This is a genomic window from Tsuneonella flava, assembly GCF_002870965.1.
In the GTDB taxonomy this organism is placed as follows: domain Bacteria; phylum Pseudomonadota; class Alphaproteobacteria; order Sphingomonadales; family Sphingomonadaceae; genus Tsuneonella; species Tsuneonella flava.
The window spans coordinates 173868-198484 of the sequence record NZ_PHSO01000006.1; the positions used below are offsets into that span (position 1 = coordinate 173868).

Below are 24617 nucleotides of genomic sequence, written 5' to 3' on the forward strand. Positions count from 1 at the left end.
TATATAATTAACATACCAATCAATTTTTGGGGAGAGATGGCAGATGAAATCCAATATAATCAACAAGGTTCGCTCGACTATCGTCGAAGGCAAATTCTCCCTGTCAGGGTTAGCCCGCGCTGCCGGGCTGGATTCCAGCACACTGCGCGACTGTGCTGAGCCTCAATGGAACCCGTGTCCGGATACCTTGGCTAAGCTCGAACGCTTTCTTGCGGCGAACGATGAAAAGCCCGTGCTTGTCTCGATTGAGGAGATCATCGACGAAGCGCGTAATGGGCGAATGTACATCCTGGTCGACGACGAGGACCGCGAAAATGAAGGCGATCTCATTATCCCGGCACAGATGGCCACTCCAGACGCGATCAATTTCATGGCGACCCACGGTCGCGGCCTCATCTGTTTGTCGCTTACGGCGGATCGCGTGGCGACGCTGGGCCTCGATATGATGAGCCGCGACAACCGCACTCGTCACGAGACTGCCTTCACCACCTCTATCGAGGCTCGCGAGGGTGTAACCACCGGAATCAGCGCCGCGGATCGCGCCCGGACGATCTCTGTCGCCATCGACAATTCATGTGACAGCCAAGATATCGCCACGCCGGGACACGTCTTTCCACTGATCGCGCGCGACGGCGGCGTTTTAGTCCGTGCGGGTCACACCGAGGCTTCGGTCGATATTTCCCGCCTGGCGGGCCTCAATCCCTCCGGCGTTATCTGCGAGATAATGAAAGATGATGGATCGATGGCCCGGCTCGGAGATTTGATCGACTTTGCCCGCGTTCACAATCTGAAGATTGGCACCATCCGCGACTTGATCGCCTATCGCCGCAAGCACGATCATCTGGTCGAGAAGCGCAGCGAAACCAGCTTCAAAAGCCGCTGGGGCGGCGACTGGACGGCCTACAGCTTCTACAACCGCGCTACCAAGGCAGAGAGCGCGGCGCTGGTAAAAGGCCGCATCGATCCGGCCAAGCCGACACTGGTGCGCATGCATTCCCTGTCGCTGTTCTCGGACATCTTCGCCGAAGAAGGCGAGCGCGGCTGCCTGCTTGAACAGTCAATGCGCCTGATTGGCGAGGAAGGTGCCGGTGTGGTGGTGCTGATCAGCCGCCCGACGCAGGACTATGTCAGCCTCGGCTTCGCCATGCGGAAACCGGAGGACCAGAGCGACCCGAAAATTCCGCCCGAACAACGCGACTACGGCGTCGGCGCGCAAATCCTGGCCGAACTCGGGGTGCATGACATGATCCTGCTGACCAACAGCCAGCACTCGCTCGTCGGGCTCGATGGCTACGATCTGTCGATCGTCGGCCAGCGAGAGATTACCGGCTAGCGCACGAGCGTTATTCCGCGACAGGCTCCACCACGCACAGCACCGCATCGACCTGCACCTGCCCTCCTTCGCTGGCGGCCAGGTCGGTCACGGTCCCGTCGAACGGAGCGGTGAGCGCGTGCTCCATCTTCATCGCTTCGAGCACCATCAGCCGCTGCCCTGCGGTGACGCTGTCACCCTCGGCCACATCGACCGCGATGACCTTGCCCGGCATCGGCGCAAGGATCGCGCCGTCGCCCGCGGCGCCGCCCGCGGCGGCATCATGCCGCGCGAGACTGAATCCGTAGACCCGGCCGCCGAACATGATGAGCACCGTGCCGTCCTCGAGCCGCTCCTGCGCCAGCAGCGGATAGCGTTCTTTTTCGATCGGAACGCGCCGCGTCTCGCCCCCCGAGCGCAGCTCGATCTCGCGGCGGCGGGGCGACGAGTTGAGGCGGAAGCCGCCCAGCTCGCGCCATGCGGCCGGGGCTTCCCCGCCCATCTCCAGGCGCCAGCGCGCTTCGGCGAACACCTTCGGCGCCGCTTCCTGCCACAGCGCATCGGACGGCATCGCGGGAGGAATCAGTTCATCGCCCGCCTCGGCGATGAAGCCGGTCGCAACGTCGCCCAACTGGAAGCGCGCACTCTCGAGGCACTTGAACAGGAAGCCGCCATTGGTCTTGACCGGCCAGACATACGTCTTCTCGATCAGTTCCATCAGTCCTTCGATTGCCGCGGCGCGGTCGTCGCCATGGTTGATCAGCTTGGCGATCATCGGGTCATAGAAGGGCGAGATGGTGTCGCCCTCCTCGACCCCGGTTTCGATCCTCCGCCCGCCGATCTCGCCGGGAAAAGCCATCGACCCGATCCTGCCGGTCGAGGGCAGGAATCCCGTCGCCGGATCCTCCGCATAGAGCCGTGCTTCGATCGCCCAGCCCTGGATCGCGAGCTCGTCCTGCCGCATCGGCAGTTCTTCGCCGCTCGCAACGCGCAGCTGCCATTCGACCAGATCGACCCCGGTTATCTCCTCGGTCACCGGATGTTCGACCTGCAGGCGGGTGTTCATTTCCATAAAGAAAATGCGGTCGGCGCGCAGGCCTTCGCTGGCGTCAGCGATGAACTCGATCGTGCCCGCGCCCTCGTAATTCACCGCCTTGGCGGCGCGCACGGCGGCGGCGCAGATTTCTTCGCGCGTCGCCTCATCCATGCCCGGCGCGGGCGCTTCCTCGATCACCTTCTGGTGGCGGCGCTGCAAGGAACAGTCGCGTTCGAACAGGTGGACGACATTGCCGTGGCTGTCACCGAACACCTGCACCTCGATATGGCGAGGCGAGGTGATCCATTTTTCCAACAACACTTCGTCATTGGAGAAGCTGGCCTTGGCTTCGCGGCGGCAGCTTTCCAGCGCGGCTTCGAAATCCGCTGCGGCATCGACCTTACGCATCCCCTTCCCGCCACCGCCGGCAACGGCCTTGATCAGTACGGGGTAGCCGATGGCATCGGCTTCCTGCCTGAGGCGTTCCACCGACTGATCCTCACCCTCGTAGCCCGGCGTAACCGGCACGCCTGCTGCACGCATCAGCTTCTTTGCGGCATCCTTCAGCCCCATCGCTTCGATGGAAGAAGGCTTCGGGCCGACCCAGACCAGGCCGGCATCGATGACTGCCTGTGCAAAGCCTGCATTTTCGCTAAGGAAGCCGTAGCCCGGATGGATCGCCTCTGCGCCCGTCTGCGTCGCGGCGGCAATAATCTTTTCGCCCACGAGATAGCTTTCGACAGCAGACGAAGGACCGATGTGAACCGCCTCGTCAGCCTGGCGCACATGCAGCGCCTTAGCATCGGCATCGGAATAGACCGCGACGGTGGCGATCCCCATCTCGCGCGCGGTGCGGATGATGCGGCAGGCGATTTCGCCGCGATTGGCGATCAAGAGCTTCTGGATCATGGGCATTACATCCTGAACACGCCGAATTTCGGGCGATCCTCTATCGGCGCTTCGAGCGTTGCGGCGAAGGCCAACCCCAGCACGTCGCGGGTTTGCGCTGGGTCGATGACGCCGTCATCCCAGAGGCGTGCGGTGGCGTAATAGGGATTGCCTTCGTCTTCATATTTTTGCCGGATCGGGGCCTTGAATTCTTCCGCCTGCTCCGCCGTCCAGCTGTCGGCATCGCGGTGCACGGTGGCAAGAACCGATGCCGCCTGTTCGCCGCCCATCACGCTGATGCGGGCATTGGGCCAGCTGAACAGGAAGCGGGGCGAATAGGCGCGGCCGGCCATGCCGTAATTGCCTGCGCCGAAGCTGCCGCCGATCAGGATCGTGACCTTGGGCACCGTTGCAGTAGCGACCGCCGTCACCAGCTTCGCGCCATGCTTGGCGATGCCTTCCGCCTCGTACTTCCCGCCGACCATGAAGCCGGAGATGTTCTGGAGGAACAGCAGCGGGATGCGCCGCTGGCAGGCTAGCTCGATGAAGTGCGCGCCTTTCACTGCACTTTCGGAGAACAGAACGCCGTTGTTCGCGAGTACCGCGACCGGCATCCCCCAGATATGCGCGAAGCCACAGACCAGCGTGGAGCCATAGTCCTTCTTGAACTCATGGAATTCGCTGCCGTCGACCAGCCGCGCGATCACCTCGTGCACGTCGTAAGGCGCGCGGACATCCTCGGGGATCAGCGCGTAGAGGTCTTCCGCGTCGAATTTCGGCGGGCGCGGGTCTTGCAGCTTTATGTTGGTGGCCGCGTCGGTGTTTGCGCCGAGATGGCTGACGATATCGCGCACGATGGTCAGCGCGTGCTCGTCGTTCTCCGCCAAGTGATCGACCACGCCGGACTTCTTCGCGTGGAGATCGCCGCCACCCAAGTCCTCGGCGCTGATCTCCTCACCCGTCGCGGCCTTTACCAGCGGCGGACCGGCGAGAAAAATCGTACCCTGATTACGTACGATAACGCTCTCGTCGCTCATCGCGGGCACATAGGCTCCGCCTGCGGTGCAGCTGCCCATTACGCAGGCGATCTGCGGAATGCCAAGGCTGCTCATCTGCGCCTGATTGAAGAAGATGCGCCCGAAATGCTCCTTGTCCGGAAAGACTTCGGCCTGATACGGCAGGTTCGCCCCGCCGCTATCGACCAGATAGATGCATGGCAGGCGGTTTTCCTGCGCGATTTCCTGCGCGCGCAGGTGCTTCTTAACCGTCATCGGGTAGTAGGAGCCACCCTTCACGGTCGGATCGTTGCACACGATCATCACCTGCCGCCCGTTGACGCGTCCGACGCCGCAGATCATCGAGGCGCCGTTGACGTCGCCCTCGTACATGCCGTGGGCCGCCAACTGCCCGACTTCAAGGAACGGCGAGCCGGGATCGAGCAGCCGCTCGACCCGCTCACGCGGCAACAGCTTCCCGCGCGAGACATGCCGCTCACGGTGCTTCTCGCTCCCGCCAAGCGCCGCTTCGGCGACCTTCTCGCGCAGCTCGCCGGCCAGCGCCTTGTTATGCTCGAACCGCGCCTTCGCATCAGGCGCTTCGCGGTCGAGCTTCGAGGTGAGCGTTGGTGCGGTCATTTGCGAAACAGCCTCAATCGGGGTCAATCACGACGCGATATTCATCACTGTCGAGTTGCCTAAACAACAATACGTACGAACCTGGCTTCTTACCGTCCCAGGGCCAATCTCCATATTCCCTGTCGATTTCAGCGCGCACTTTCGGATTCTTCCAGAGACTCGATTCCTCTTCGCCGTAAAGAAGGAAAGCCAGCGGGACGCCTGCCGACACAGGTCATTTGAATGGATTGAACCGAAAGTAAGGTTTTCGATCGTCACTCATCCCGCCGCCACGATCAGTTCACGACCGATCAGCATCCGACGGATTTCGTTGGTCCCCGCACCAATGTCGAGCAGCTTGGCATCGCGCATATAGCGTTCCACCGGCCAGTCGAGCGTGTAGCCTGCCCCGCCCAGCGCCTGCACGCTTTCCGCCGCAACCCGGAAGGCGTTCTCCGAGGACAGCAGGATCGCGCCGGCTGCATCAAAGCGCGTGGTCTGGCCCGCATCGCAGGCCTTGGCCACCGCATAGGTGTAAGCGCGGGCCGATTGCAGCGCGACATACATGTCCGCTACCTTCGCCTGCATAAGCTGGAAGCTACCGATGGGTTTACCGAACTGGGTGCGCTCGCGAAGATAGGGGATCACCGTGTCGAGGCACGCCTGCATGATACCCAGCTGGATGCCGGAGAGCACCACGCGCTCGTAATCGAGCCCGCTCATCAACACGCCCACGCCGCCACCGACCGGGCCCATCACGCGGTCCCCTGGGATACGGCAGTCGTCGAACACCAGCTCGCTCGTCGGCGAACCGCGCATGCCGACCTTCTCGATCTTCTGACCGATGGAGAAGCCTTCGTCGCCCTTCTCGATCAGGAAAGCAGTAATACCGCGCGATCCGGCCTCGCTGTCGGTCTTGGCGTACACGACCAGCGTATCCGCATAGGGCGCGTTGGTAATCCAGAACTTGGTGCCATTGAGAACGTAGCCGCCATCGACCGCCTCCGCCTTCAGCTTCATCGAGACGACGTCGGAGCCTGCGCTCACTTCGGACATAGCGAGCGAGCCGACGTGTTCGCCACTGATCAGCCCCGGAAGATATTTGGCCTTCTGCTCCTCGTTACCCCACCGCCGGATCTGGTTGACGCAAAGATTGGAATGGGCACCATAAGAAAGGCCGAGCGAGGCACTGGCGCGGCTCACTTCTTCCACGGCGATGACATGTTCCAGGTAGCCGAGGCCCAAGCCGCCGTCTTCCTGGGATACGGTAATGCCATGCAAACCGAGTTCGCCCATCTGTTTCCAGAGCTCGTCGCGCGGAAACCAGTCTTCGCGATCGATCTTTTCGGCGAGCGGGGCAATCTGTTCGTCGGCAAAGCGGGCCGTAGCCTCGCGGATCATCTCGGCACTTTCGCCGAGCTGGAAATCGAGCTGGGGGGTCGCGCGCATTTTCAGAGCATCCCTTTGAGAGTTTCAAATGGTCTAAACAATCGCGCATGGAATTTGAAATTGATATGTTACGAGATGTTATATAGATAAAATCTATGATTAAAAGATCGCATATTCGGCAATTCTTGGCACTGGTTGAAGCAGAATCGTTCACCCTTGGTGCAAGCCGCATCCATGTAACGCAGCCCACCCTTTCGGCAGGCATTGCGGATCTTGAGCGCATACTCGGAACAAAGTTGTTTCTACGCAGCAAACGCCGCGTGAAGCTGTCTGACGCTGGCCAGCGCTTTTTGGCAATTGCGCGCGAAATCGATCAGAACTTCAAAAAGGCAGATCGGTTTAGCGGAATAGTACCCGAACAATGGCCCGATATTCGCCTCGGACTGCTAAAGACGCTCAGCAGCGCGATGGTGGAGGAACTGGTACGACCACTTTCATCGCGCTTTTCGATCGAGATAACTGAAGGCTCAGATGCAGAATTGCGTAGCATGGCAAACAAAGGTCGGCTCGATGCTATCGTTACTATAAAACGAGAAACAGATGACGAAAACAGGATGATATCGATTATTCGCGAACCTTACAGAATGTTCGTCTCCGATGATCACCCTCTAGCGGGAAGGACAGAGGTCGATCCCGAAAACCTCGCCGGAGAAATAATGATCGCTCGGCGAAGTTGCGAAATCCTCAGGGAGACCAGTCAGTTTTTTACCAGACACGGGGTTCGCCCCAAATTCGCTATGAGGAGCGAAAACGACGATTGGTGTATGAAATTAGTGGCTGTTGGCGTCGGGATTACGACCGCGCCATTGTCGCTGCAAGTGCTAAAAACCACACCCATCTCTGTACGCGGATACGATTTTAACCGAAGTATAGCCATGATTTTTTCTGCACACTTTAATGAAACTCAGATAAGCAAAGAAATGGCAGCCGTTGCGATGCCGGGTTGATTCAAAACTGTCTTTTGAAGGCGGGTTTGAGCCGGGGCGATCTTTCCGAAAAAGACAGAGCGATCCTCTTAACTTCCCCGTTGTTTGCGGTCGACGAAGAGGAATACACCCAGCGAGCACAAGTCACATCCGCTCCCACCTATTCAATTTGCCGTATTCAGGCTTTGGCTGAGGATGCGTCAGCCATCGCCGTATGGCGCGATGCCAATCAAGCAATGGGATAGGGAATCCTGGTTTGCAAATCGGGATTGACGTTTACGGGTCGTCCGATAGCAGGGAAGGCGCGCTGAGGGCAGGCTACCCGGTCACACACCTTGCAACCGGGACCAATCGGCGTAGCGCTGGCCGCATCGAGATCGAGGCCTTTTGCGTAAACGAGGCGCGCGGCATGACGGATGTCGCAACCGAGTCCAATAGCGAATGACTTACCTGGCAGGCCATATCCTGCACCACCATGCCCCACCGTGCGGGCGATCCAGAGATAGGTCCGGCCATCTGGCATCTGTGCAACCTGCGTGAAGATATGGCCCGGCCGATCGAATGCCTGATGCACGGTCCACAGCGGGCAAGACCCGCCCACACGAGAGAAGTGAAAATCGGTTGCGGATTGACGCTTCGAGATGTTCCCCGCCCGGTCGACACGCACGAAAAAGAAAGGGATGCCGCGTGACTGCGAGCGCTGGAGGGTGGAGAGCCGGTGACAAATGGTCTCGAATCCCACCCCGAAATGTCGGCTTAGTCGCTCGATATCGTATGCTTCCTCCTCTGCCTGGGTGAGAAAGTCAGCGTACGGCAAGATCAGCGCACCAGCGAAATAATTCGCCAATCCGACGCGCGCTAGATGCCGTGCCTCCTCGCTTTTGAGCAGGTCGCTTTCGACAATTTTGCCAATCATTTCGCCAAGTTCGAGAAAGGCAAGCTGGGTCGCGATTTGAAACGCCTGCTGCCCTTGGTGCAGTTCGGGCGACAGATATAGCGTTAGACCGGCCGGATCGAAGCGTCGCTGAACCTCTCCGCTTTCGGCAAGTGCGATGGCAATACCGTGCGTGTCACGTAACCGTTCGACCAGACCACGGTAAACCGTCCTCGGACCGAGTCCAGCTTCACGGTAAATCTGCTCGGCAGCCGCGTCCAACGGCTCGATATGATTGCGCTGCGCGTAGAAGAAATCGCGCACCTGCTCGAACGGCATTCTCGCCGGAGCATTGCGGGTCCAATCGTCCCCGAGCTGTCCCGCCATCGCTTCGGCGCGCTCAGTCACCTCACGGTAGCGGCGATGCAGTGCGACGAGCGTGCGCCCCACCGCAGGCATGTTGGCGGCAAGTTCGCGAATCTCCGCGAAAGAAATGGATTCATCGGAGGCATCGACAAGAGCGTCGCGCAACTCCGCAATCAGCTGGCCTTCTTCATCCTCGGAGAAGAGTTGCACGTCGATGTCGAAAAGCGAGTTAAGCTTGAGCAGGATCGGCACAGTCAGCGGACGCTGATTGCGTTCGATCTGGTTGAGGTAGCTAGGCGAAATCTCGAGAGCCGCGGCCAGCTCAACCTGCTTCATCTGCCGCTCTTCGCGCAGCCTCTTCAATCGCACTCCCATAAAAGCTTTTCGCATGGAGCCTCCACTATTCGCAAAATTAGCAAATACATGCTGCGGTAGAGAGTAAGGCATATCCGATAGGACGAAATTCCACAAGGATACTGGGATTAAGGGCCCATCGGGGATGACATTCGCAATATTTGCAGAATTGCAAATCCAGCTTCGCAATTTTCCACCTTTTCAGGGGATGCGGTCTGCAACTGAGTCAGGCTTAATCCAATCCATGCTCGCGAATACGCAATCCAGTGGTCTTGGCCTGCTTGCCGAAATGGCGAGAGCTGCGGCCTTGCATGCCGACAAGAGTTTCGGTCGGCCTCTACGCTTTTCCGCCTGCGACGATGTCCAACTGCTCACCGCGATCGATCTCGACGATCTGCGGCTCGAGACCTGGGCAGTTCGTGCCAACGATACCGATGTGACTATCGGAGTCTACGCAATGTCGGGCCACGCCGAAGGCGAGCGGATGGCCGCACAGGGCCGCTTCACCTTCTCCACCTATCTCCATTCCACAGGGAAATACCACGCATGAAAACGCATGACGTCCGCACCTTCAAATCCGCCGAACCACTTGCACGCGAAGACCAACTGGCTTGGAAATTCGCTCAGGTGGCGACCGATCCGGTAGCGGTGGATGACGACGTGACCGAGATGATCGGCAATCGCGTGATCGATAATGCTGCCGTCGCCGCCGCCTCGGTGGCACGCGGCCCGGTCCGTTCGGCCCGCGCACAGGCATTGGGGCATCCAATTGGTCGCGACAGCCGCAACCAGGGCGGCGCAATCTTCGGGCTCGACAGCGACACTCGCGTTAGCCCCGAATGGGCCGCATGGGCCAACAGCGTTGCCGTGCGCGAACTCGACTTCCATGACACCTTTCTTGCTGCCGACTACAGCCACCCCGGCGACAATATCCCGCCGGTGCTCGCGGTCGCGCAGGCGATGGGTAAGGACGGTGCCGCGCTCGTCCGCGGGCTCGCGACGGGTTATGAGATCCAGGTCGATCTGGTGAAGGGTGTCTGCCTGCACGAACACAAAATCGACCATATCGCGCATCTTGGCCCGAGCGCGGCGGCGGGCATCGGCACGCTGCTGGGCCTCTCGACCGAGATCACCTTTCAGGCGATCCAGCAGGCACTGCACACCACCACCACCACGCGCCAGTCGCGCAAGGGCGAGATTTCGACCTGGAAGGCCTATGCACCAGCCTTTGCAGGCAAGATGGCGATCGAGGCGGTGGATCGCGCGATGCGCGGCGAAGGCGCGCCCTCGCCCGCATGGGAGGGCGAGGACGGCTTCATCGCCTGGCTGCTCTCGGGCTCCGGCCATGTGTATCACGTCCCGCTGCCCGAGAAGGGCGAGAGCAAGCGCGCGATTCTCGACACCTATACAAAGGAATATTCGGCCGAATATCAGAGCCAGGCGCTGATCGATCTCGCGAGGCGTATGGGGCCGAAGATTGGCGACCTGTCGAAGGTAAAGTCGATCCTGATCAAGACGAGCCATCACACGCATTACGTGATCGGCACCGGCGCCAACGATCCGCAGAAGATGGATCCGAAGGCGAGCCGCGAGACGCTCGACCATTCGATCATGTATATCTTCGCGGTCGCACTGGAAGACGGCGGCTGGCACCATGTGAACAGCTATGCCCCCGAACGTGCACAGCGGCCAGAGACGGTCAAGCTGTGGCACAAGATCGAGACGGTCGAGGACCCCAGGTGGACCGAGCGCTATCACGCGCCGGGTCAGGACAAGGCGTTCGGCGGTCAGGTGGTCGTCACGCTGGAAGACGGCACCGTGATCGAGGACGAACTGGCGATCGCCGACGCGCACCCGTTGGGTGCACGCCCATTCTCCCGCACGCAATACATCGAGAAGTTCCGCACACTGGCCGAAGGCATTATCGAGCAGCGTGAGCAGAACCGCTTCCTCGACCTGGTCGAACGCCTGCCGAACCTCACCGCCGACGAGGTCGGGCAGCTCAATTTTACCGTATCCGCCGAGAAGCTCGGGGCCGACGCTCCGGCAGGCATCTTTTGAGGGAGGCCGCGATGAACGACACACCCACCTTCAAGCCCAAAAAATCAGTCGCGCTCTCGGGTGTGACCGCAGGCAACACCGCGCTTTGCACCGTCGGCAGGACGGGCAACGATCTGCATTATCGCGGCTACGACATCCTCGATTTCGCTGAAACGGCCGAGTTCGAAGAAATCGCGCACTTGCTAGTGCACGGCGAATTGCCGACCGCAGCACAGCTCGCCGCCTATAAATCGAAGCTGAAAGGGTTTCGTGGGCTGCCGCAATCGGTCAAGGAATCGCTCGAAGCCATTCCCGCGGCTGCACACCCGATGGACGTGCTGCGCTCGGGCGTTTCGGCGCTGGGCTGTGTGCTGCCTGAGCCGCACGATCACAATGCGCCCGATGCGCGGGACATCGCCGACCGGCTGCTGGCCTCGCTCGGCTCGATCCTGCTCTACTGGTATCACTTTGCACATCACGGTCGGCGGATCGAAGTGGAAACCGATGACGAGAGTATCGGCGGCCACTTCCTCCACTTGCTCCATGGAAAACCGGCAAGTGAGAGCTGGGTGCGCGCAATGCACACTTCGCTCATTCTTTATGCCGAGCACGAGTTCAACGCCTCCACCTTTACGGCCCGGGTCATCGCAGGCACTCAGAGCGATATGTATTCGTGTATAGCCGGAGCAATCGGCGCACTTCGCGGGCCAAAGCACGGTGGTGCGAACGAGGTCGCCTACGAAATCCAGAAGCGCTACGCGACTCCCGACGAAGCGGAAGCTGATATTCGCCATAGGGTGGAGAGCAAGGAAGTGGTGATCGGCTTCGGTCATCCGGTCTATACCGTATCCGACCCGCGTAACGTGGTGATCAAGCGGGTCGCGAAATCGCTTGCCGACGAAGCAGGCGCGACGCGCCAGTTCGCGGTCGCCGAGCGGATCGAGAGCGTGATGATGGACGCCAAGAACATGTTCCCGAACCTCGACTGGTTCTCGGCCGTCTCCTACAATTTGATGGGCGTTCCGACCGTCATGTTCACTCCGCTCTTCGTCATCGCGCGCACCACCGGCTGGGCAGCGCATGTGATCGAACAGCGGCAAGACAACAAGATCATCCGCCCTTCGGCCAATTATATCGGCCCGGAAAACCTGCCATTCGTGCCGCTCGCTCAACGCGATCAAGCTCAAGCGGCCTGAGGAGATCAATTTGCCTTACCTAACAGCCAACAACCTTCCGACCGAGCCCGCCGGCAAGCGATTCCGTGCTGCGCTGAACCGCCCCGGTATATACCAGCTGCCAGGCGCGCATAACGGGCAGGCGGCCATCCAGGCGGGCAACGCCGGGTTCGACGGGCTCTATCTCTCCGGTGCGGCAATGACCGCTTCGATGGGGCTGCCCGATCTCGGCATCATTACGGTGGACGAGGTCGCCTTCTTCATCCGCCAGATCGCGCGTGCGAGCGGCCTGCCCCTACTGGTGGACGGCGACACCGGCTATGGCGAGGCGCTCAACGTCATGCACATGGTCCGAACTTTCGAGGATGCTGGCGCGGGTGCGGTCCATCTGGAAGACCAGGTGCTGCCCAAGAAGTGCGGGCATCTGAACGGCAAGAGCCTGGTCAGCCCGACCGAAATGGCAGCGAAGGTCGCCGCCGCTGCCAAGGCCGCGCGCGAAATGGTCATCGTCGCGCGGACCGATGCGGTCGGCGTCGACGGCTTCGATGCAGCGGTGGATCGCGCGAAGCTCTATGTCGAGTCGGGCGCGGAAGCGATCTTCCCCGAAGGCCTGACCAGTCGTGATATGTTCGAGAAGTTCAAGACGGCGCTGCCCGATACACCACTTCTCGCCAACATGACCGAGTTCGGCAAGACACCGTTCTTCACTGCCTCAGAATTCGAGGAAATGGGCTACAAGATGGTGATCTGGCCAGTGTCTTCGCTTCGGGTCGCCAACAAGGCTCAAGCCGAACTTTATGCCTCGATCCGGGAACATGGCGGCACGCGTGAGATGCTCGACCGGATGCAGACGCGCCAGGAACTCTACGACACTATCGGCCTTGATGCTTACGAAGCTCTCGACGCCTCGATTGTAAAGACAATCGTGCCCGTGATGCCGGATAGCTGACGCCAGATCGCAAACCGGCTCGCCCTATGACTGATATCCTCACGCCTCCAGCCGGCCACAAGAAGCTGCTGCTGCATTCCTGGTGCGCGCCATGTTCAGGCGAGGGAACCTGCCGGGCCTCGTGGCGGCCTTAACCTCTGTCGCCGAAAGCTCTCCCATGGCTGCAAATTCTCCCGCATTTATCCCACAAATCCAATCGGACACCGATGGACAAGCAAGGACGGCATGGAGCCCGAACACCTTATAACCCACGCAAATGACGGACTTTTCTGACCATCGGCGGACGATGAGGGAAAGGGCAGTGGCGGAAAATGCGGGATACCAATGAGAACTATCTCTACTCCATAACCCTCTATGCTCCTCCAAAATTGGCATAGGGCTAGCTGGTAACCGTCAGACATCCGCCGGTCGCTCATCGCGGAGTTCAGGTAGTTGGAATCAGCGGCCAGTCCTTCAATCCGAGAACTCCGCAATGGATCGGCACTTGCGTCAGGGGCTTGAGACACCTATTTATATTTCTAGCCATATTATGGCTTAAAATATTACTTCATCCAACGGAGACGAAGATGAGCACGATCTATTCCACGAAAGTGACCGCAATTGGCGGACGCGCGGGCACGGTCACAAGCGACGATGGGCTGCTGGAACTGAACCTCAGCCTGCCTAAGAAACTCGGTGGCACGGAAGACGCCACCAACCCCGAGCAATTGTTCGCGGCCGGCTATGCCGCCTGTTTCGGCAATGCCGTCATCCACGTGACGCGCAACAAGGCAAACAAGATCAAGGATGACGATGTCGTGGTGATCGCCACGGTCGGCATGGCGCCAAACGCAAGCGGCGGATTCAGCTTGACGGTTGCGCTTGACGTCACCATCGCCGGTGTCGATCAGGCCAGCGCCGAAGAAATCGTTGCCGATGCCCACAAGGCCTGCCCCTATTCCAACGCGGTCAAGGGGAACATCGATGTCGAACTGTCCGTGAAGACCAGGTAGAACTTCCATGGCCGAATTGAGCGACGACCCCCTGCGACTGGATAATCAGGTCTGCTTTCCGCTTTATGCGGCGACCAACCTCTTGCAGCGGCTTTATCGCCCGTTGCTCACGCCATTGGGACTCACCTATTCGCAATATCTGGTGATGCTGATCCTGTGGGAGCGCGCGCCGGTGACCGTTGGCGAAATCGGCTCGTGCCTGCATCTCGACAACGGTACGCTGACGCCGCTCCTGAAGCGCATGGAACGAGGCGGCTTCATCACACGCAGCCGCGACCCGCATGACGAGCGTCGCGTACTGATCGCACCAACACCTCACGGCCAGGGGCTTCGCGAGCAAGCGCTCAAAATACCTGACGAGCTTGCCCGGGACATTGCCCTGGCGCCGGAGGAAACCGAGACCTTGCGCAATTCCGTGGTGTTGTTGGTGCATCTTCTGGCCGATGACATCGCCAGAAAAAAGGAAGCCAAGGACAGCGCGGCAGTTCAATAACACGATCGCGCTCGCTTTGGTCAGAACTGCAATCGCTAGGACGCCCAACGCATTATAGCCGATGACAGCAGAAATCTACGCTACCCATTAGAGTGCGATAACGCAGTTCACCATGCAACCATTGGAAGTTTATCGCATTGATATTAAATACATATCTTACTCGACATTTTGCTAGATTATTATGGCTTGAAGGCTCGAATTGCAGAGATCGAAGCTCAAACTACCCCGTCCAAGCGCCACGCATCGGGAATTCGCATGCTTCAATCCAGCACACCGGGTTCGGTGCCAGCATATAGTCACCCCCAAACTCATCTCATCTCATCTCATCTCATCTCGTCAATCAGGTGCATTCGCTCTGACAGCGCCCGTCAAACCGGGTTTCCCGGTCAGTAAGCAAGTTGCGTTTCGGAATGCTGCAAACGCGGCGTGTCGGCGAAAAAGTGCCCCACATTGCCGCGCCACTCCTGATATTCCGGCGACTTCCGGAACATGTCCATGTGATGGGAAACCGAATCCCAATTGATAAACAGAAGAAATATTTCCGGATCTTCTATTTGCCTGTGCAGCTCCAAATTCTGGAAGCCCGGCGAGCGTTCAAAAAGCTCCTTCGACTTCTCGACTCCGGCGATGAATTCATCCTGCATTTTGGGCTTAATCCGAATTTCCACTATTTCCGTAATCATCACCTGTATCCTGTTCGATGTGCGGCTGTTGCCTCTGCCGACGGTAGCTTCCCGCTATATAATGCGGCGGGCCCGAAGATCGCGACATCTCTCCTCGCTGACCCCCAGAATGGTCTGAAACAGTTCTTCATTGGCGTCACCAAGTGCAGGCCCGGCATGTCTGAGCCGAGGCGGCGTTCGCGACATTCGCGGCACCGATCCCGGCAGCGTCAGGGGCCCCGCGCGCGGGTCCTCAATTGTCTGCAGGTTCTCGCGTGCCGCATATTGCGGATCCTCGAAGATGTCGGAGACAGACATCAGCTTGCTAACCGGCACCTGCTCCGCGTCGCAGCGCGTCACTATGTCACTCAGCGACAGGGCGGAGGTCCAGTTGCGCACAATCGCGTTGATCTCGTCGCGGTGTGCATCCCGCGTCGGAATCGTTTGATAGCGTGGGTCCTGCGCCAGTTCAGCCCGCCCCATCGCCGCAGACAATCGCCCCCACATCCGGTCATTCGAGCAGGCGAGCGCGACATAATGCCCATCGGCGGTCGGATAATGGCTGTGCGGCACGATGTTGATCACGTCGGCCCCCATCCGTTCGCGCTGCACGCCCTTCGCGGCATAAGCGGGGGCAAGCTCGTCCAGCACGCGGAACATCGACTCATACAGTCCGACATCGACCTCCTGCCCCTGCCCGGTCTTCTCGGCATGGCGCAACGCGATCAGCACGCCGATCGCGCCGAAGAGGCCTGACATGTAATCCGCCAGCGAGGTCGATCCGGGCACGACCGGCACGCGACCAGGCTCTCCCGCCAGATAGGCAAGCCCGCTGAAAGCATGCGCGATGCGTGCGAAGCCGGGGCGCGCGGAGTACGGCCCGGTCTGGCCGTAGGCGCTGACCCTGAGCATCACCAGCCGCGGATTGATCTCGGCCAGGGCCTCGTACCCGAGACCCCATTTCTCCAACGTGCCAGGCCGGAAATTCTCAAGAACGACATCGGACTGGGCGACGAGTTTGCGGAACAGTTCAGCGCCCTCGGGGGTGCGCAGGTCGAGCGTCGCCGACTTCTTGTTGCGCGCCTCGCTCATCCACATGAAGGTGTCGCCGGCGTCACTGCGCGATCCGAAGCGGCGGAGCGAATCCCCTCCACTGGGGTTCTCGATCTTGAACACCTCCGCGCCGAAATCGGCCAGGATTGTGCCGCAGAAAGGTGCCGCGAGGAAAGTCGCTATGTCGAGGACGCGGATGCCGGCAAGAGGGCCGCTCATCTCTGTTCCGCCAGCGCCGCGCGGCAAAGGATACGCTCGGCCAGCTTGACATGCGCGCGGTCGATCAGGACGCCGCCCAGTCCGATCGCCCCCCTCCCCTCCGCGTCGGCCTGCGCCATCTTCGCCTGGATATCCCGCGCCCAGCGTACATGCTCCGGGCGAGGCGCGAACTCTTCATTCGCCAACGATACCTGCGAGGGGTGAATCGCCCATTTCCCTTCGAAGCCGAGCGCCCGCGCCCGGCGGCAACTGGCGCGGTAGCCGTCCACATCTGCGTAATTGACGTAAGGACCGTCGATCGGCCTCAGGCCATAGGCTCGGCAGGCATTGGCGATACGCGCCAGCGCGAAATGCCACTGGTCGTTCCAGTGCAGCGCACCATCGGGCGTACGCACGGCATAGTCCTCGCTTGGCGAACCGAACTCCAAGTCGAAATTCTGCAGCTCAACCGAGTAATCGCCAACGCCGAAGACAATCCCTTCGAGCCGCTTCGAACACGCGGCAATCGCCTCGACATTGGCGAGGCCCTTGGTCGTCTCAATCAAAATCTCGATGCCCAGCGGCGTTTCGCGCGGGACCGCCAGCTCCATTTCGCCTAGCAGCCGGTCGACGAAGATCACATCATCGGGCGTCTCGACCTTCGGGATCAGCACCATGTCGAGCCGGGGACACCGTGCGACCGCCAACAAGTCATCCAGGCCCCAGATCGTGCCGAGGCCATTGACCCGCACCGAAACTGTCTTGTCGCCCCAGTCGATGTCCTGCAGCGCCATCGCCGCGGTCGCCCGCGCAGCAACCCGCTGATCGGGCGCGACAGCATCCTCCAGATCCAGAAACAGCGAATCCGCTGGCCCGCGCGCCGCCTTGTCGAACAAGCTCTCAGAGCTGGCGGGCACTGCCAGCTCTGACCGCTGGAGCCGTTGCACTCTGCCCTTGCTTTCTCCGCTCAACACCATCTCCTGTCCGCCGCGCAAAACGACCCGGTAATCGGTTTCTTCATGGTTTCGCTCGAACGATAGTTTCGCTCGAACGCGCCAGGACGCGAGGAATGCCTGCATCCGCATGGGCGGGGGCGATCGGATACTCCGACCAATAACCGCTGCCGCTGGTCCGGCAGGCTCCAGTTGCTGTCATGTCACGAAAGAGTGGCCTCGGGTACGGCGAGAGCAGGTGACTTCTTTTCATTCGTCGATCATCGTCAGCGCTGAACTCAAGGTCTATTGCTTTGTCAGGAAACGACCTTTTCCGGACCGATTTGTGCACTCTGCGCTGCCGCTGAGAGAGGTTGATGACCTGCTGCTCGAGCGGTGTTCCAGCCTCTGCGATGGTACTGTGCGGCTCTGGCAGAACCGTTTCCGCTTTTGCAGGGCGCCTTGCGACGTCATCGCAACCGGCTGCGAGCATGGCATCGAATTTCGCGAAATCAGGTTTGACCACAAAGCGCGTGCACGGCGTCTGCCGGTCATCGCATAAGTCGGCCCATGGAAACGATTCATGATGCGCTCAGCGTCTGTGGCGGGTGGGAAACCCTGCGCCATGATGTGGTCCGGGACACACCTGTCCTTGGCCTGCAGCCGACTCTGGATCGGGACGAGGTCAGACTGCCGGCAGACGGAGCTGCGCTCTTCGACGAGCTCATCAGCCGATGCCCGGACCGTGACATCGAGCACTTCAAGTTCCGCGCTGTGAGCCCGACCTTCGCCCATCACCCCCTCCTCATCTGCGGTTCTGTCCGCGGCTCGACGGCGACGGCGTTCGCCTGTGACGAGCGCGGGGAGCTTCGCATGCAAACCAGCGCGGATCCGCGCAGGAAGGATTACTAGCCTCATGTCGAATCCACATTCCCACGAAGAGATCAGGGACGCCGTTCGCGCCCTCTGCGCGCAGTTCCCGGATGCGTATTTCCGAGAGGTCGATGCCGAGCGCGCCTATCCGGAGGCCTTCGTCGAAGCCCTTACCCGCGCGGGCTGGATGGCGGCGCTGATCCCTGAAGCCTACGGCGGCTCGGGGCTAAGCCTAGTCGAGGCCTCGGTTATCATGGAGGAGATCAACCGGGCCGGAGGCAATTCCGGAGCTTGCCACGGCCAGATGTATAACATGAATACGCTCATGCGGCACGGCTCCGACGCGCAGAAGCAGCGCTATCTGCCGAAGATCGCCAGTGGAGAGTTGCGGTTGCAGTCAATGGCGGTGACCGAACCGACGACCGGCACCGACACCACCCAGCTGAAAACCCGCGCCGTGCTTTGCGGCGATCACTATGTGGTCACCGGCCAAAAGGTCTGGATCAGCCGAATCCAGCATTCTGACCTCATGATCCTGTTGGCGCGGACAACGCCTCTGGGCGAAGTCAGGAAGCGTTCCGAGGGCTTGTCGCTCTTCATCGTCGACGTAGCCGACGCCCTGGCGAACGGCATGTCGATCCGGCCGATCGATAATATGGTAAACCACGAAACCAACGAGGTGTTCTTCGAGGAACTGAAGATACCCGCTGAGAACCTGATTGGCGAGGAAGGCAAAGGGTTCAAGTACATTCTGGACGGCCTCAACGCCGAGCGAACGTTGATCGCCGCCGAGTGTATCGGGGACGGCTACTGGTTCATCGACCGGTCGAGCGCCTACGCCAAGGACCGCATCGTGTTCGGTCGCCCTATCGGCCAGAATCAGGGCGTCCAGTTTCCCATCGCCGACGCCTATATGGAGATTCGGGCCGCTGACCTCATGCGGTTCCGTGCGGCGGAATTGTTTGACGCCCACCAGCCGTGCGGAGCCGAGGCGAATATGGCCAAGCATCTGGCGGCCAAGGCATCCTGGGAAGCGGCGAACGTGTGCCTGCAAACCCATGGCGGTTTCGGTTTCGCCAACGAATACGATGTGGAGCGTAAGTTCCGCGAGACACGGCTCTATCAGGTGGCCCCGATCAGCACGAACCTGATCCTGTCCTACGTCGCCGAACATGTCCTGGGCCTGCCGAGGTCGTTCTGATGCAACCGCTGGCAGGAATCACCGTTGTTTCGCTGGAGCAGGCAGTCGCCGCCCCCTTCGCGACGCGCCAGCTCGCGGACCTTGGCGCCCGCGTAATCAAGGTCGAGCGTCCAGAGGGGGATTTTGCGCGAGGTTATGATGAACGAGTGCGCGGACTGGCGTCTTACTTCGTATGGTGCAACCGTTCGAAAGAGAGCATCGTCCTCGACTTGAAGACACCCGAGGGCGCCGAGGCACTCATGCGTCTGGTGGCGCGAGCGGACGTTCTCGTGCAGAATCTGGCGCCCGGTTCTGCGGCGCGGATGGGCTTCGACTACGCCACGCTGAAATCGGCGCATCCGCGGCTGATCGTCTGCGACATTTCGGGCTACGGCAGCGGCGGTCCGGACGAGGCGCGGAAAGCCTACGACCTCCTTATCCAGAGCGAGGCCGGCTTCCTGTCCGTGACCGGGGATGGCCCCAACCCGGCGAAGGCGGGCATCTCGGTCGGCGACATCGCGGCCGGCATGTATGCCTACTCCACTATCCTGGCGGCCTTGATCGAGCGCGATCAAACCGGCCACGGCCAGCGACTCGACATTTCCATGCTCGAAAGCCTGACAGAGTGGATGAGCTTTCCGCTCTACTACGCATTCGACGGCGCGCCAGCGCCACGCAGGGTCGGTGCCGAGCACGCCACCATCTATCCATATGGGCCATTCCCCGCCTCCGACGGCGAGGTTATGCTCGGTATCCAGAATGATCGGGAGTGGACGGTCTTCTGCGCGGAGGTGCTGGAGAACGCGCCTCTGGCCCGCGACCCTCGCTTCGATGCTGTCTCCAGACGTTCGGAAAACCGAACGGCGCTGCGCGAGATCATCGCCGCCGCCTTCGCGGCTCTGACCGTCGTCGAGGTCACCGCAAAACTGGACGCGGCAGACATTGCGAATGCTGCAGTCAATGACATGGCGCGGCTTTGGCGCCACGACCAACTCGCCGCGCGGAACCGATGGCGACACGTCGAGACACCGGTCGGCCCGGTGCCATCTCTGCTCCCGCCTGGCCTGGACGAGGCACGCATGGACCCGGTGCCTGCGATTGGAGAGCACACCGAACGCATCCTGAAGGAGCTAGGCCTCTAGGCTCAGGATCCATTACTGGTGCAAAGAGAAGGGCAGCCGCCAAGCTCTCCATCATTCATGCTGGGTCGCACCCCATCGATCGGCCCGCGTACGCCGGGTCCGAGAGCAAGCGAAACCACAAGCGAGCTTTCGGCAAATTCTCGTTACGCCATCTGGTATCGGAAGAGGGCGGGCAGCCCAGATAGGCTGGCCTGATGGGCTGGTCAGGGCGTCCTTTGCCAAGCGTGACGTTCGTTTCAGCGCGTGCGCGCAATCTCGGGACGCGATCAAGTGAGCCAGGAACCCGGCGTCCAAGGCATTGTGTTCGCCGCCTAGAGAAAGACGTTTCTTGATTCAGCAATAGACGAAGGTGGCGACCGGGGTCAGTCTTACCTCAAAGTTTGCGAGCATGAACTCCGCAAACAGGAGGGGAACTTATGAGTTTTCAATCAGGACTTAAGTATCAATGTGTCACTGCGCTCGGCATTTTTCTGGGCTTGGCAGGCGCTGGAAGTGTCGCCTCCGCCGCTGAGATCGCACCCGCTGCCACTGACGCGCAACCCGCTCAGCAGGACAAAACCTCCGCAGCGCAGGAGGACAAGACCTCTGCCCAGCAGAACGACAGTGGCTCCGCCCAACTGACGGAAATTGTCGTCACCGCCACGAAACGAGCAGGTGGCGAGCGTGCTCAGGATGTACCGGCGGCAGTCTCGGCCTTCTCGGCAAATCAGGTGGAAAACATGCACGTGGAGGATCTTCGGTCGTTCATGTCGGCGACGCCGAATGTGGTCTTCACCGCCGCTGTCAACGCCAAATCCGCCAACTTCGCGATCCGCGGATCGGGTGTGGTGTCCTCGGACCCTGGAATCGAACCCGAGGTCGGCACGTTTGTGAACGGTGTCTACCTCGGCGTTATTCAGGGCCAGATGACCTCGATGTTCGATCTGGAGTCGGTGGAGATCCTACGTGGTCCACAGGGTATCCTCTTCGGACGCAACGTAGTCGGCGGCGCAGCGCTCATCAACACTCGCAAGCCAACCGAAGCAACTTCCCTCAACGCCAAAGTCGGGGTGGAGAGCGGCCCTGCCTATACAGCGCAAGCCGCGGGAGGCGGATCGCTCGGCGGCGGTTTCTCAGGACGGCTGGCCGTTCAGTACCGCAAGGACGAGGGATACTATTACAACGAATTCCTGAACACGGACCTGGGCAAAGAAGAATCGCTGGTCGTCCGGCCGTCCTTGCGATTTCAAAATGGCGCACTCGACGCCGTCCTGGTGCTCGAACATGGGCGCGTCACCGGCGATGGTACGGTGACGACCGCCGGTACCGACCCGCGACGCGTCTCGCTAAACCTCAACGGCGACACGCTGATTGACTGGTATTCAGCGACGCTGACAACCGATTTACACGTCGGATTGGGAGACGGCGTCATCACCAACGTCCTTGGCTGGCGCAAACTGAAAAACGGCTCATTGTACGACAACGATGGCACGTCGGACCCAATTTCGGGGGTCAACACCAGACTGCGCCAGAATCAGATCAGCAACGAACTGCGGTACAATGGAACCTTCGGAAAACTGAATCTGACAACCGGTGTTTACGCCTTCCACCAGAACGTCAAATACCGCGTGGAGGTAATAGCCCCTAGCACAAATCTGATGCGCGGCAGTGAACTGGAAGCCGACGCATTCGGTGTATTCCTGCAGGGCGATTACGACCTGACCGACTCGCTGACGGTGACCGTAGGCGGGCGGTATAACTATGAACGCAAGCGCACAAAGAATGCCAACAACGGGCAATGTGACCTCGTCACTCTGGACTGCACCTATCAGTGGCTGAACCCAGAGGTCAGCTTCGAGGCATTCGTTCCGAAGTTCGGCCTCAACTACAAGCTGAGCGACAACGCCATCCTCTATGCGACCGTCCAAAAGGCGCAACGCAGTGGAGGCTATCCGCTCTCATATAGCAACACCGCTGTGCCGCCGGCGTCGTTCAATCCGGAATCGACCTGGACCTACGAAGCCGGACTGAAGTCCGAGTGGTTTGACCACCGCACCCGGTTGAATCTAGCGGTCTTCTACAGTGATAAAAAGGATCTGCAGCGGGCGTCTTCCGTCTATTATCCCGCCCTGGGGTATAATGTTACCCAAACCTTCAACGCAGGCGAGGCAACGTTCGCAGGCGCCGAGGCGGAACTGGTCCAGCAGGTGCTGCCCGGGCTGATCGTCAGCGGTTCGGTGGGGTACCTCGACGCGAAGTACAAAAAGGTCGACGCCGACCTGAACCGCGACGGCGTGATCAATGCGGCGGATAAGGCTCTAAAGCTGCCGCTGGCGCCGGAATGGACCTACAATATCTCGGCGGAATATTCGAAAGAGTTCTCTTTCGGCCTCATCGAGGCACGCGTGAACAATCATTACCGCAGCTCCCAGATGTACGACGTTGCCAATGCCTCGCCCTTGCCATCTCTCGGTCTGTGGGATGCCAGCCTCAACTATTCGCCGACGACCCAACTGACTCTCAGTATCTACGGGAAAAACCTGGCAGACAAGTTTGCACTGGAAACGAATACTGCGGTCGGTTCGGGTTGTGCTTGTGCAATCGTGCGCGGACGAACGGTGGGGGTAGAGCTCCGCTGGGAATACTGACCGATCCTGAAAGATCCATCCAAAACAAATTAGGTTAGGTGAACCGCGACCGGGCCCGAATTACGCACTGACCCAGCAGTGGTTCACTCCAGAACACTTCATTCTTGTGAACTCTAGTAGGAAAATAAAGCATGTCTCAGACACTGGTCAGGGCTGGCGGTAGCGTCCAAAGTCCAACCTTCGGAATCGAAAATCTCGCAGACCTTCCGAGCGATATTCAGGTAACGCCCATTCAGCTGACCTCGGAAGACGGCGCGCCGTCACGCGGACTGCTCTACAAGCGCAAGAACAGTACGCCGAAAGTCGGCGTGCATATCATGCACCCGCGTTCGGACGTCAGCACGAGCTACTATAACGGGGCACTCTCCAAAGCCGGTTACGCCGTCTTGGCTCGCGGCTCGCGCTCACCCAACAACGATGTCTCGACTGTCCACGAGAACGTGCTTCTTGATCTGGCGGCCGGGGTCCGGTTCCTCAAGGAACAGGGCTGCGAAACCGTCATCCTGCTGGGCGCCAGCGGCGGTGCCTCGCTGGCAGCCTTCTACCAGGCCCAGGCCTCGGCCGAGCCGGGTGAACGCCTCACCGAGACGCCCGCCGGCGACCCCTTGGATCTGAACAAATACGATCTCCCGGAAATCGACGGCATCACCATCATCGCCGGTCATCTCGGCGAGGGGCTGTGCATGGAACAGATGATCGATGCAGCGGTCATCGACGAGGACGATCCCCTCGCCAGCGATCCGGATCTGGATATGTACAACCCAGCCAATGGTTTCGCTATTCCGCCAACTCCCTCGGTCTACAGCCAGGAGTTCCTCGCTCGCTATCGCGCCGCCCAGAAGGCACGGGTCAGGCGCATCGACGCCAAGGCTCGCAGCCTGGTCAATCGCCAGCGTGAGGCGGCGGCTCTGGTTGCGAAGTTAGGGCCCGAGGCGCCCCTCGACCTCATCCGCCAGGCCAACACTGAAACCCATATGATCATCTACAGGACGGCGGCAGATCCTGCTTATGTCGACCTGACCATCGACCCTGATGATCGGCCGGTCCATTCTTACTTCAGCGATCGCCCCGATCTTGAAAACTACGGGAGCGAAGGGTTCGGGCGCTATCTCACGCCGCGTGCATGGCTGAGCACCTGGAGCGCGAATACGAGCAATGCGAAGACGGCGCATAACCTGGCGAAGGTAAAGGTGCCGACGCTGTTCGTCCATTATGCGGGCGACTGCGGCACGCGGATGAGTCACGCCAAGGCCATTATCGAGGCGGGCGGCGCAGCCGACAAGACGTTGCACCTCGTTCGCCACACTGGGCACTTTGGCATGTTCTTACCCGACGCTCCCGGTACCGGGCGCAACTGGGAAGGCATGGATAAGATCATCGAATGGCTACAAGCCCGCTTCCCGGTCTGACCTACGGGTCAGCCCAGGTGGCATTGCTATTCCGCATGGAGTTTATAAAGTACCGGACGGGCTGGCGTTAGACG

21 protein-coding genes are annotated in these 24617 nt (G+C 60.2%); 14 read left to right on the forward strand and 7 right to left on the reverse strand.

Annotation, left to right across the window (positions count from 1 at the left end):
- The first annotated feature begins 43 nt into the window (after nucleotides 1-43).
- Nucleotides 44-1333, forward strand: coding sequence for a 3,4-dihydroxy-2-butanone-4-phosphate synthase (ribB, locus tag CV013_RS10620; protein WP_102155472.1), 1290 nt, complete (start codon nucleotides 44-46; stop codon nucleotides 1331-1333).
- A 10-nt stretch (nucleotides 1334-1343) separates the two neighbouring features.
- Here ribB and CV013_RS10625 read toward each other — a convergent pair whose 3' ends face one another.
- The 3 genes from CV013_RS10625 to CV013_RS10640 form a co-directional block, all read right to left on the reverse strand.
- Nucleotides 1344-3257 (reverse strand): acetyl-CoA carboxylase biotin carboxylase subunit, encoded by a 1914-nt coding sequence (locus CV013_RS10625; RefSeq protein ID WP_102155944.1) that lies wholly within the window; start codon nucleotides 3255-3257, stop codon nucleotides 1344-1346.
- A 5-nt stretch (nucleotides 3258-3262) separates the two neighbouring features.
- Nucleotides 3263-4870 (reverse strand): carboxyl transferase domain-containing protein, encoded by a 1608-nt coding sequence (locus CV013_RS10630; RefSeq protein ID WP_102155945.1) that lies wholly within the window; start codon nucleotides 4868-4870, stop codon nucleotides 3263-3265.
- A 258-nt stretch (nucleotides 4871-5128) separates the two neighbouring features.
- Nucleotides 5129-6298, reverse strand: coding sequence for an acyl-CoA dehydrogenase family protein (locus CV013_RS10640; protein ID WP_102155475.1), 1170 nt, complete (start codon nucleotides 6296-6298; stop codon nucleotides 5129-5131).
- A gap of 95 nt (nucleotides 6299-6393) precedes the next feature.
- On the opposite strand from CV013_RS10640, the gene CV013_RS10645 reads away from it, so the two are divergent.
- Complete coding sequence (locus CV013_RS10645; protein WP_102155477.1) at nucleotides 6394-7245, forward strand: LysR family transcriptional regulator; 852 nt, start codon at nucleotides 6394-6396, stop codon at nucleotides 7243-7245.
- Nucleotides 7246-7453: 208 nt separating this feature from the next.
- On the opposite strand, the gene CV013_RS10650 is transcribed toward CV013_RS10645, so the two are convergent.
- Nucleotides 7454-8833 carry a short-chain fatty acyl-CoA regulator family protein gene (locus CV013_RS10650; RefSeq protein WP_232806597.1) on the reverse strand — a complete coding sequence of 460 codons (1380 nt, stop codon included), beginning with the start codon at nucleotides 8831-8833 and terminating at the stop codon, nucleotides 7454-7456.
- Between the two features lie 229 nt (nucleotides 8834-9062).
- On the opposite strand from CV013_RS10650, the gene CV013_RS10655 reads away from it, so the two are divergent.
- The 6 genes from CV013_RS10655 (at nucleotide 9063) to CV013_RS10680 (ending at nucleotide 14467) form a co-directional block, all read left to right on the forward strand.
- Complete coding sequence (locus tag CV013_RS10655) at nucleotides 9063-9368, forward strand: hypothetical protein (RefSeq protein WP_102155483.1); 306 nt, start codon at nucleotides 9063-9065, stop codon at nucleotides 9366-9368.
- On the forward strand, nucleotides 9365-10879 hold the full coding sequence (locus CV013_RS10660) for an MmgE/PrpD family protein (RefSeq protein WP_102155487.1): 1515 nt from the start codon (nucleotides 9365-9367) through the stop codon (nucleotides 10877-10879). Before CV013_RS10655 ends, CV013_RS10660 begins: the two co-directional genes overlap by 4 nt.
- 11 nt (nucleotides 10880-10890) lie before the next feature.
- A complete protein-coding gene (gene prpC, locus CV013_RS10665; RefSeq protein ID WP_102155489.1) occupies nucleotides 10891-12054 on the forward strand; it encodes a bifunctional 2-methylcitrate synthase/citrate synthase in 1164 nt (387 codons plus the stop codon).
- Between the two features lie 10 nt (nucleotides 12055-12064).
- A complete protein-coding gene (prpB, locus tag CV013_RS10670) occupies nucleotides 12065-12982 on the forward strand; it encodes a methylisocitrate lyase (RefSeq protein ID WP_102155491.1) in 918 nt (305 codons plus the stop codon).
- Between the two features lie 566 nt (nucleotides 12983-13548).
- Complete coding sequence (locus CV013_RS10675) at nucleotides 13549-13974, forward strand: organic hydroperoxide resistance protein (protein WP_102155492.1); 426 nt, start codon at nucleotides 13549-13551, stop codon at nucleotides 13972-13974.
- 7 nt (nucleotides 13975-13981) lie between these two features.
- On the forward strand, nucleotides 13982-14467 hold the full coding sequence (locus CV013_RS10680; protein ID WP_102155494.1) for a MarR family winged helix-turn-helix transcriptional regulator: 486 nt from the start codon (nucleotides 13982-13984) through the stop codon (nucleotides 14465-14467).
- A gap of 386 nt (nucleotides 14468-14853) precedes the next feature.
- On the opposite strand, the gene CV013_RS10685 is transcribed toward CV013_RS10680, so the two are convergent.
- Genes CV013_RS10685 through CV013_RS10695 form a run of 3 tightly spaced genes read right to left on the reverse strand, consistent with a single transcriptional unit; the run spans nucleotide 14854 to nucleotide 17351 of the window.
- Nucleotides 14854-15150 (reverse strand): antibiotic biosynthesis monooxygenase family protein, encoded by a 297-nt coding sequence (locus CV013_RS10685; protein ID WP_102155496.1) that lies wholly within the window; start codon nucleotides 15148-15150, stop codon nucleotides 14854-14856.
- A 54-nt stretch (nucleotides 15151-15204) separates the two neighbouring features.
- Nucleotides 15205-16401 carry a CaiB/BaiF CoA transferase family protein gene (locus tag CV013_RS10690; protein WP_102155498.1) on the reverse strand — a complete coding sequence of 399 codons (1197 nt, stop codon included), beginning with the start codon at nucleotides 16399-16401 and terminating at the stop codon, nucleotides 15205-15207.
- Nucleotides 16398-17351: an HpcH/HpaI aldolase/citrate lyase family protein gene (locus CV013_RS10695; RefSeq protein ID WP_198591860.1), complete on the reverse strand. Its 954-nt coding sequence runs from the start codon at nucleotides 17349-17351 to the stop codon at nucleotides 16398-16400. Before CV013_RS10695 ends, CV013_RS10690 begins: the two co-directional genes overlap by 4 nt.
- A 220-nt stretch (nucleotides 17352-17571) precedes the next feature.
- Here CV013_RS10695 and CV013_RS10700 point away from each other — a divergent pair, with 220 nt between their 5' ends.
- The 6 genes from CV013_RS10700 to CV013_RS10725 all read left to right on the forward strand — a co-directional run bounded on the left by CV013_RS10700 (nucleotide 17572) and on the right by CV013_RS10725 (nucleotide 24543).
- Nucleotides 17572-17874 (forward strand): hypothetical protein, encoded by a 303-nt coding sequence (locus CV013_RS10700; protein WP_102155500.1) that lies wholly within the window; start codon nucleotides 17572-17574, stop codon nucleotides 17872-17874.
- A gap of 8 nt (nucleotides 17875-17882) precedes the next feature.
- Nucleotides 17883-18224, forward strand: coding sequence for a hypothetical protein (locus tag CV013_RS10705; RefSeq protein ID WP_102155502.1), 342 nt, complete (start codon nucleotides 17883-17885; stop codon nucleotides 18222-18224).
- A gap of 4 nt (nucleotides 18225-18228) precedes the next feature.
- A complete protein-coding gene (locus CV013_RS10710) occupies nucleotides 18229-19386 on the forward strand; it encodes an acyl-CoA dehydrogenase family protein (protein ID WP_102155504.1) in 1158 nt (385 codons plus the stop codon).
- Nucleotides 19386-20507 carry a CaiB/BaiF CoA transferase family protein gene (locus tag CV013_RS10715; RefSeq protein ID WP_102155506.1) on the forward strand — a complete coding sequence of 374 codons (1122 nt, stop codon included), beginning with the start codon at nucleotides 19386-19388 and terminating at the stop codon, nucleotides 20505-20507. The genes CV013_RS10710 and CV013_RS10715 overlap by 1 nt, the downstream gene beginning before the upstream one ends.
- A gap of 416 nt (nucleotides 20508-20923) precedes the next feature.
- Nucleotides 20924-23134: a TonB-dependent receptor gene (locus CV013_RS10720; protein WP_102155508.1), complete on the forward strand. Its 2211-nt coding sequence runs from the start codon at nucleotides 20924-20926 to the stop codon at nucleotides 23132-23134.
- Between the two features lie 131 nt (nucleotides 23135-23265).
- On the forward strand, nucleotides 23266-24543 hold the full coding sequence (locus CV013_RS10725; RefSeq protein WP_102155510.1) for an alpha/beta hydrolase: 1278 nt from the start codon (nucleotides 23266-23268) through the stop codon (nucleotides 24541-24543).
- Nucleotides 24544-24617 lie beyond the last annotated feature (74 nt).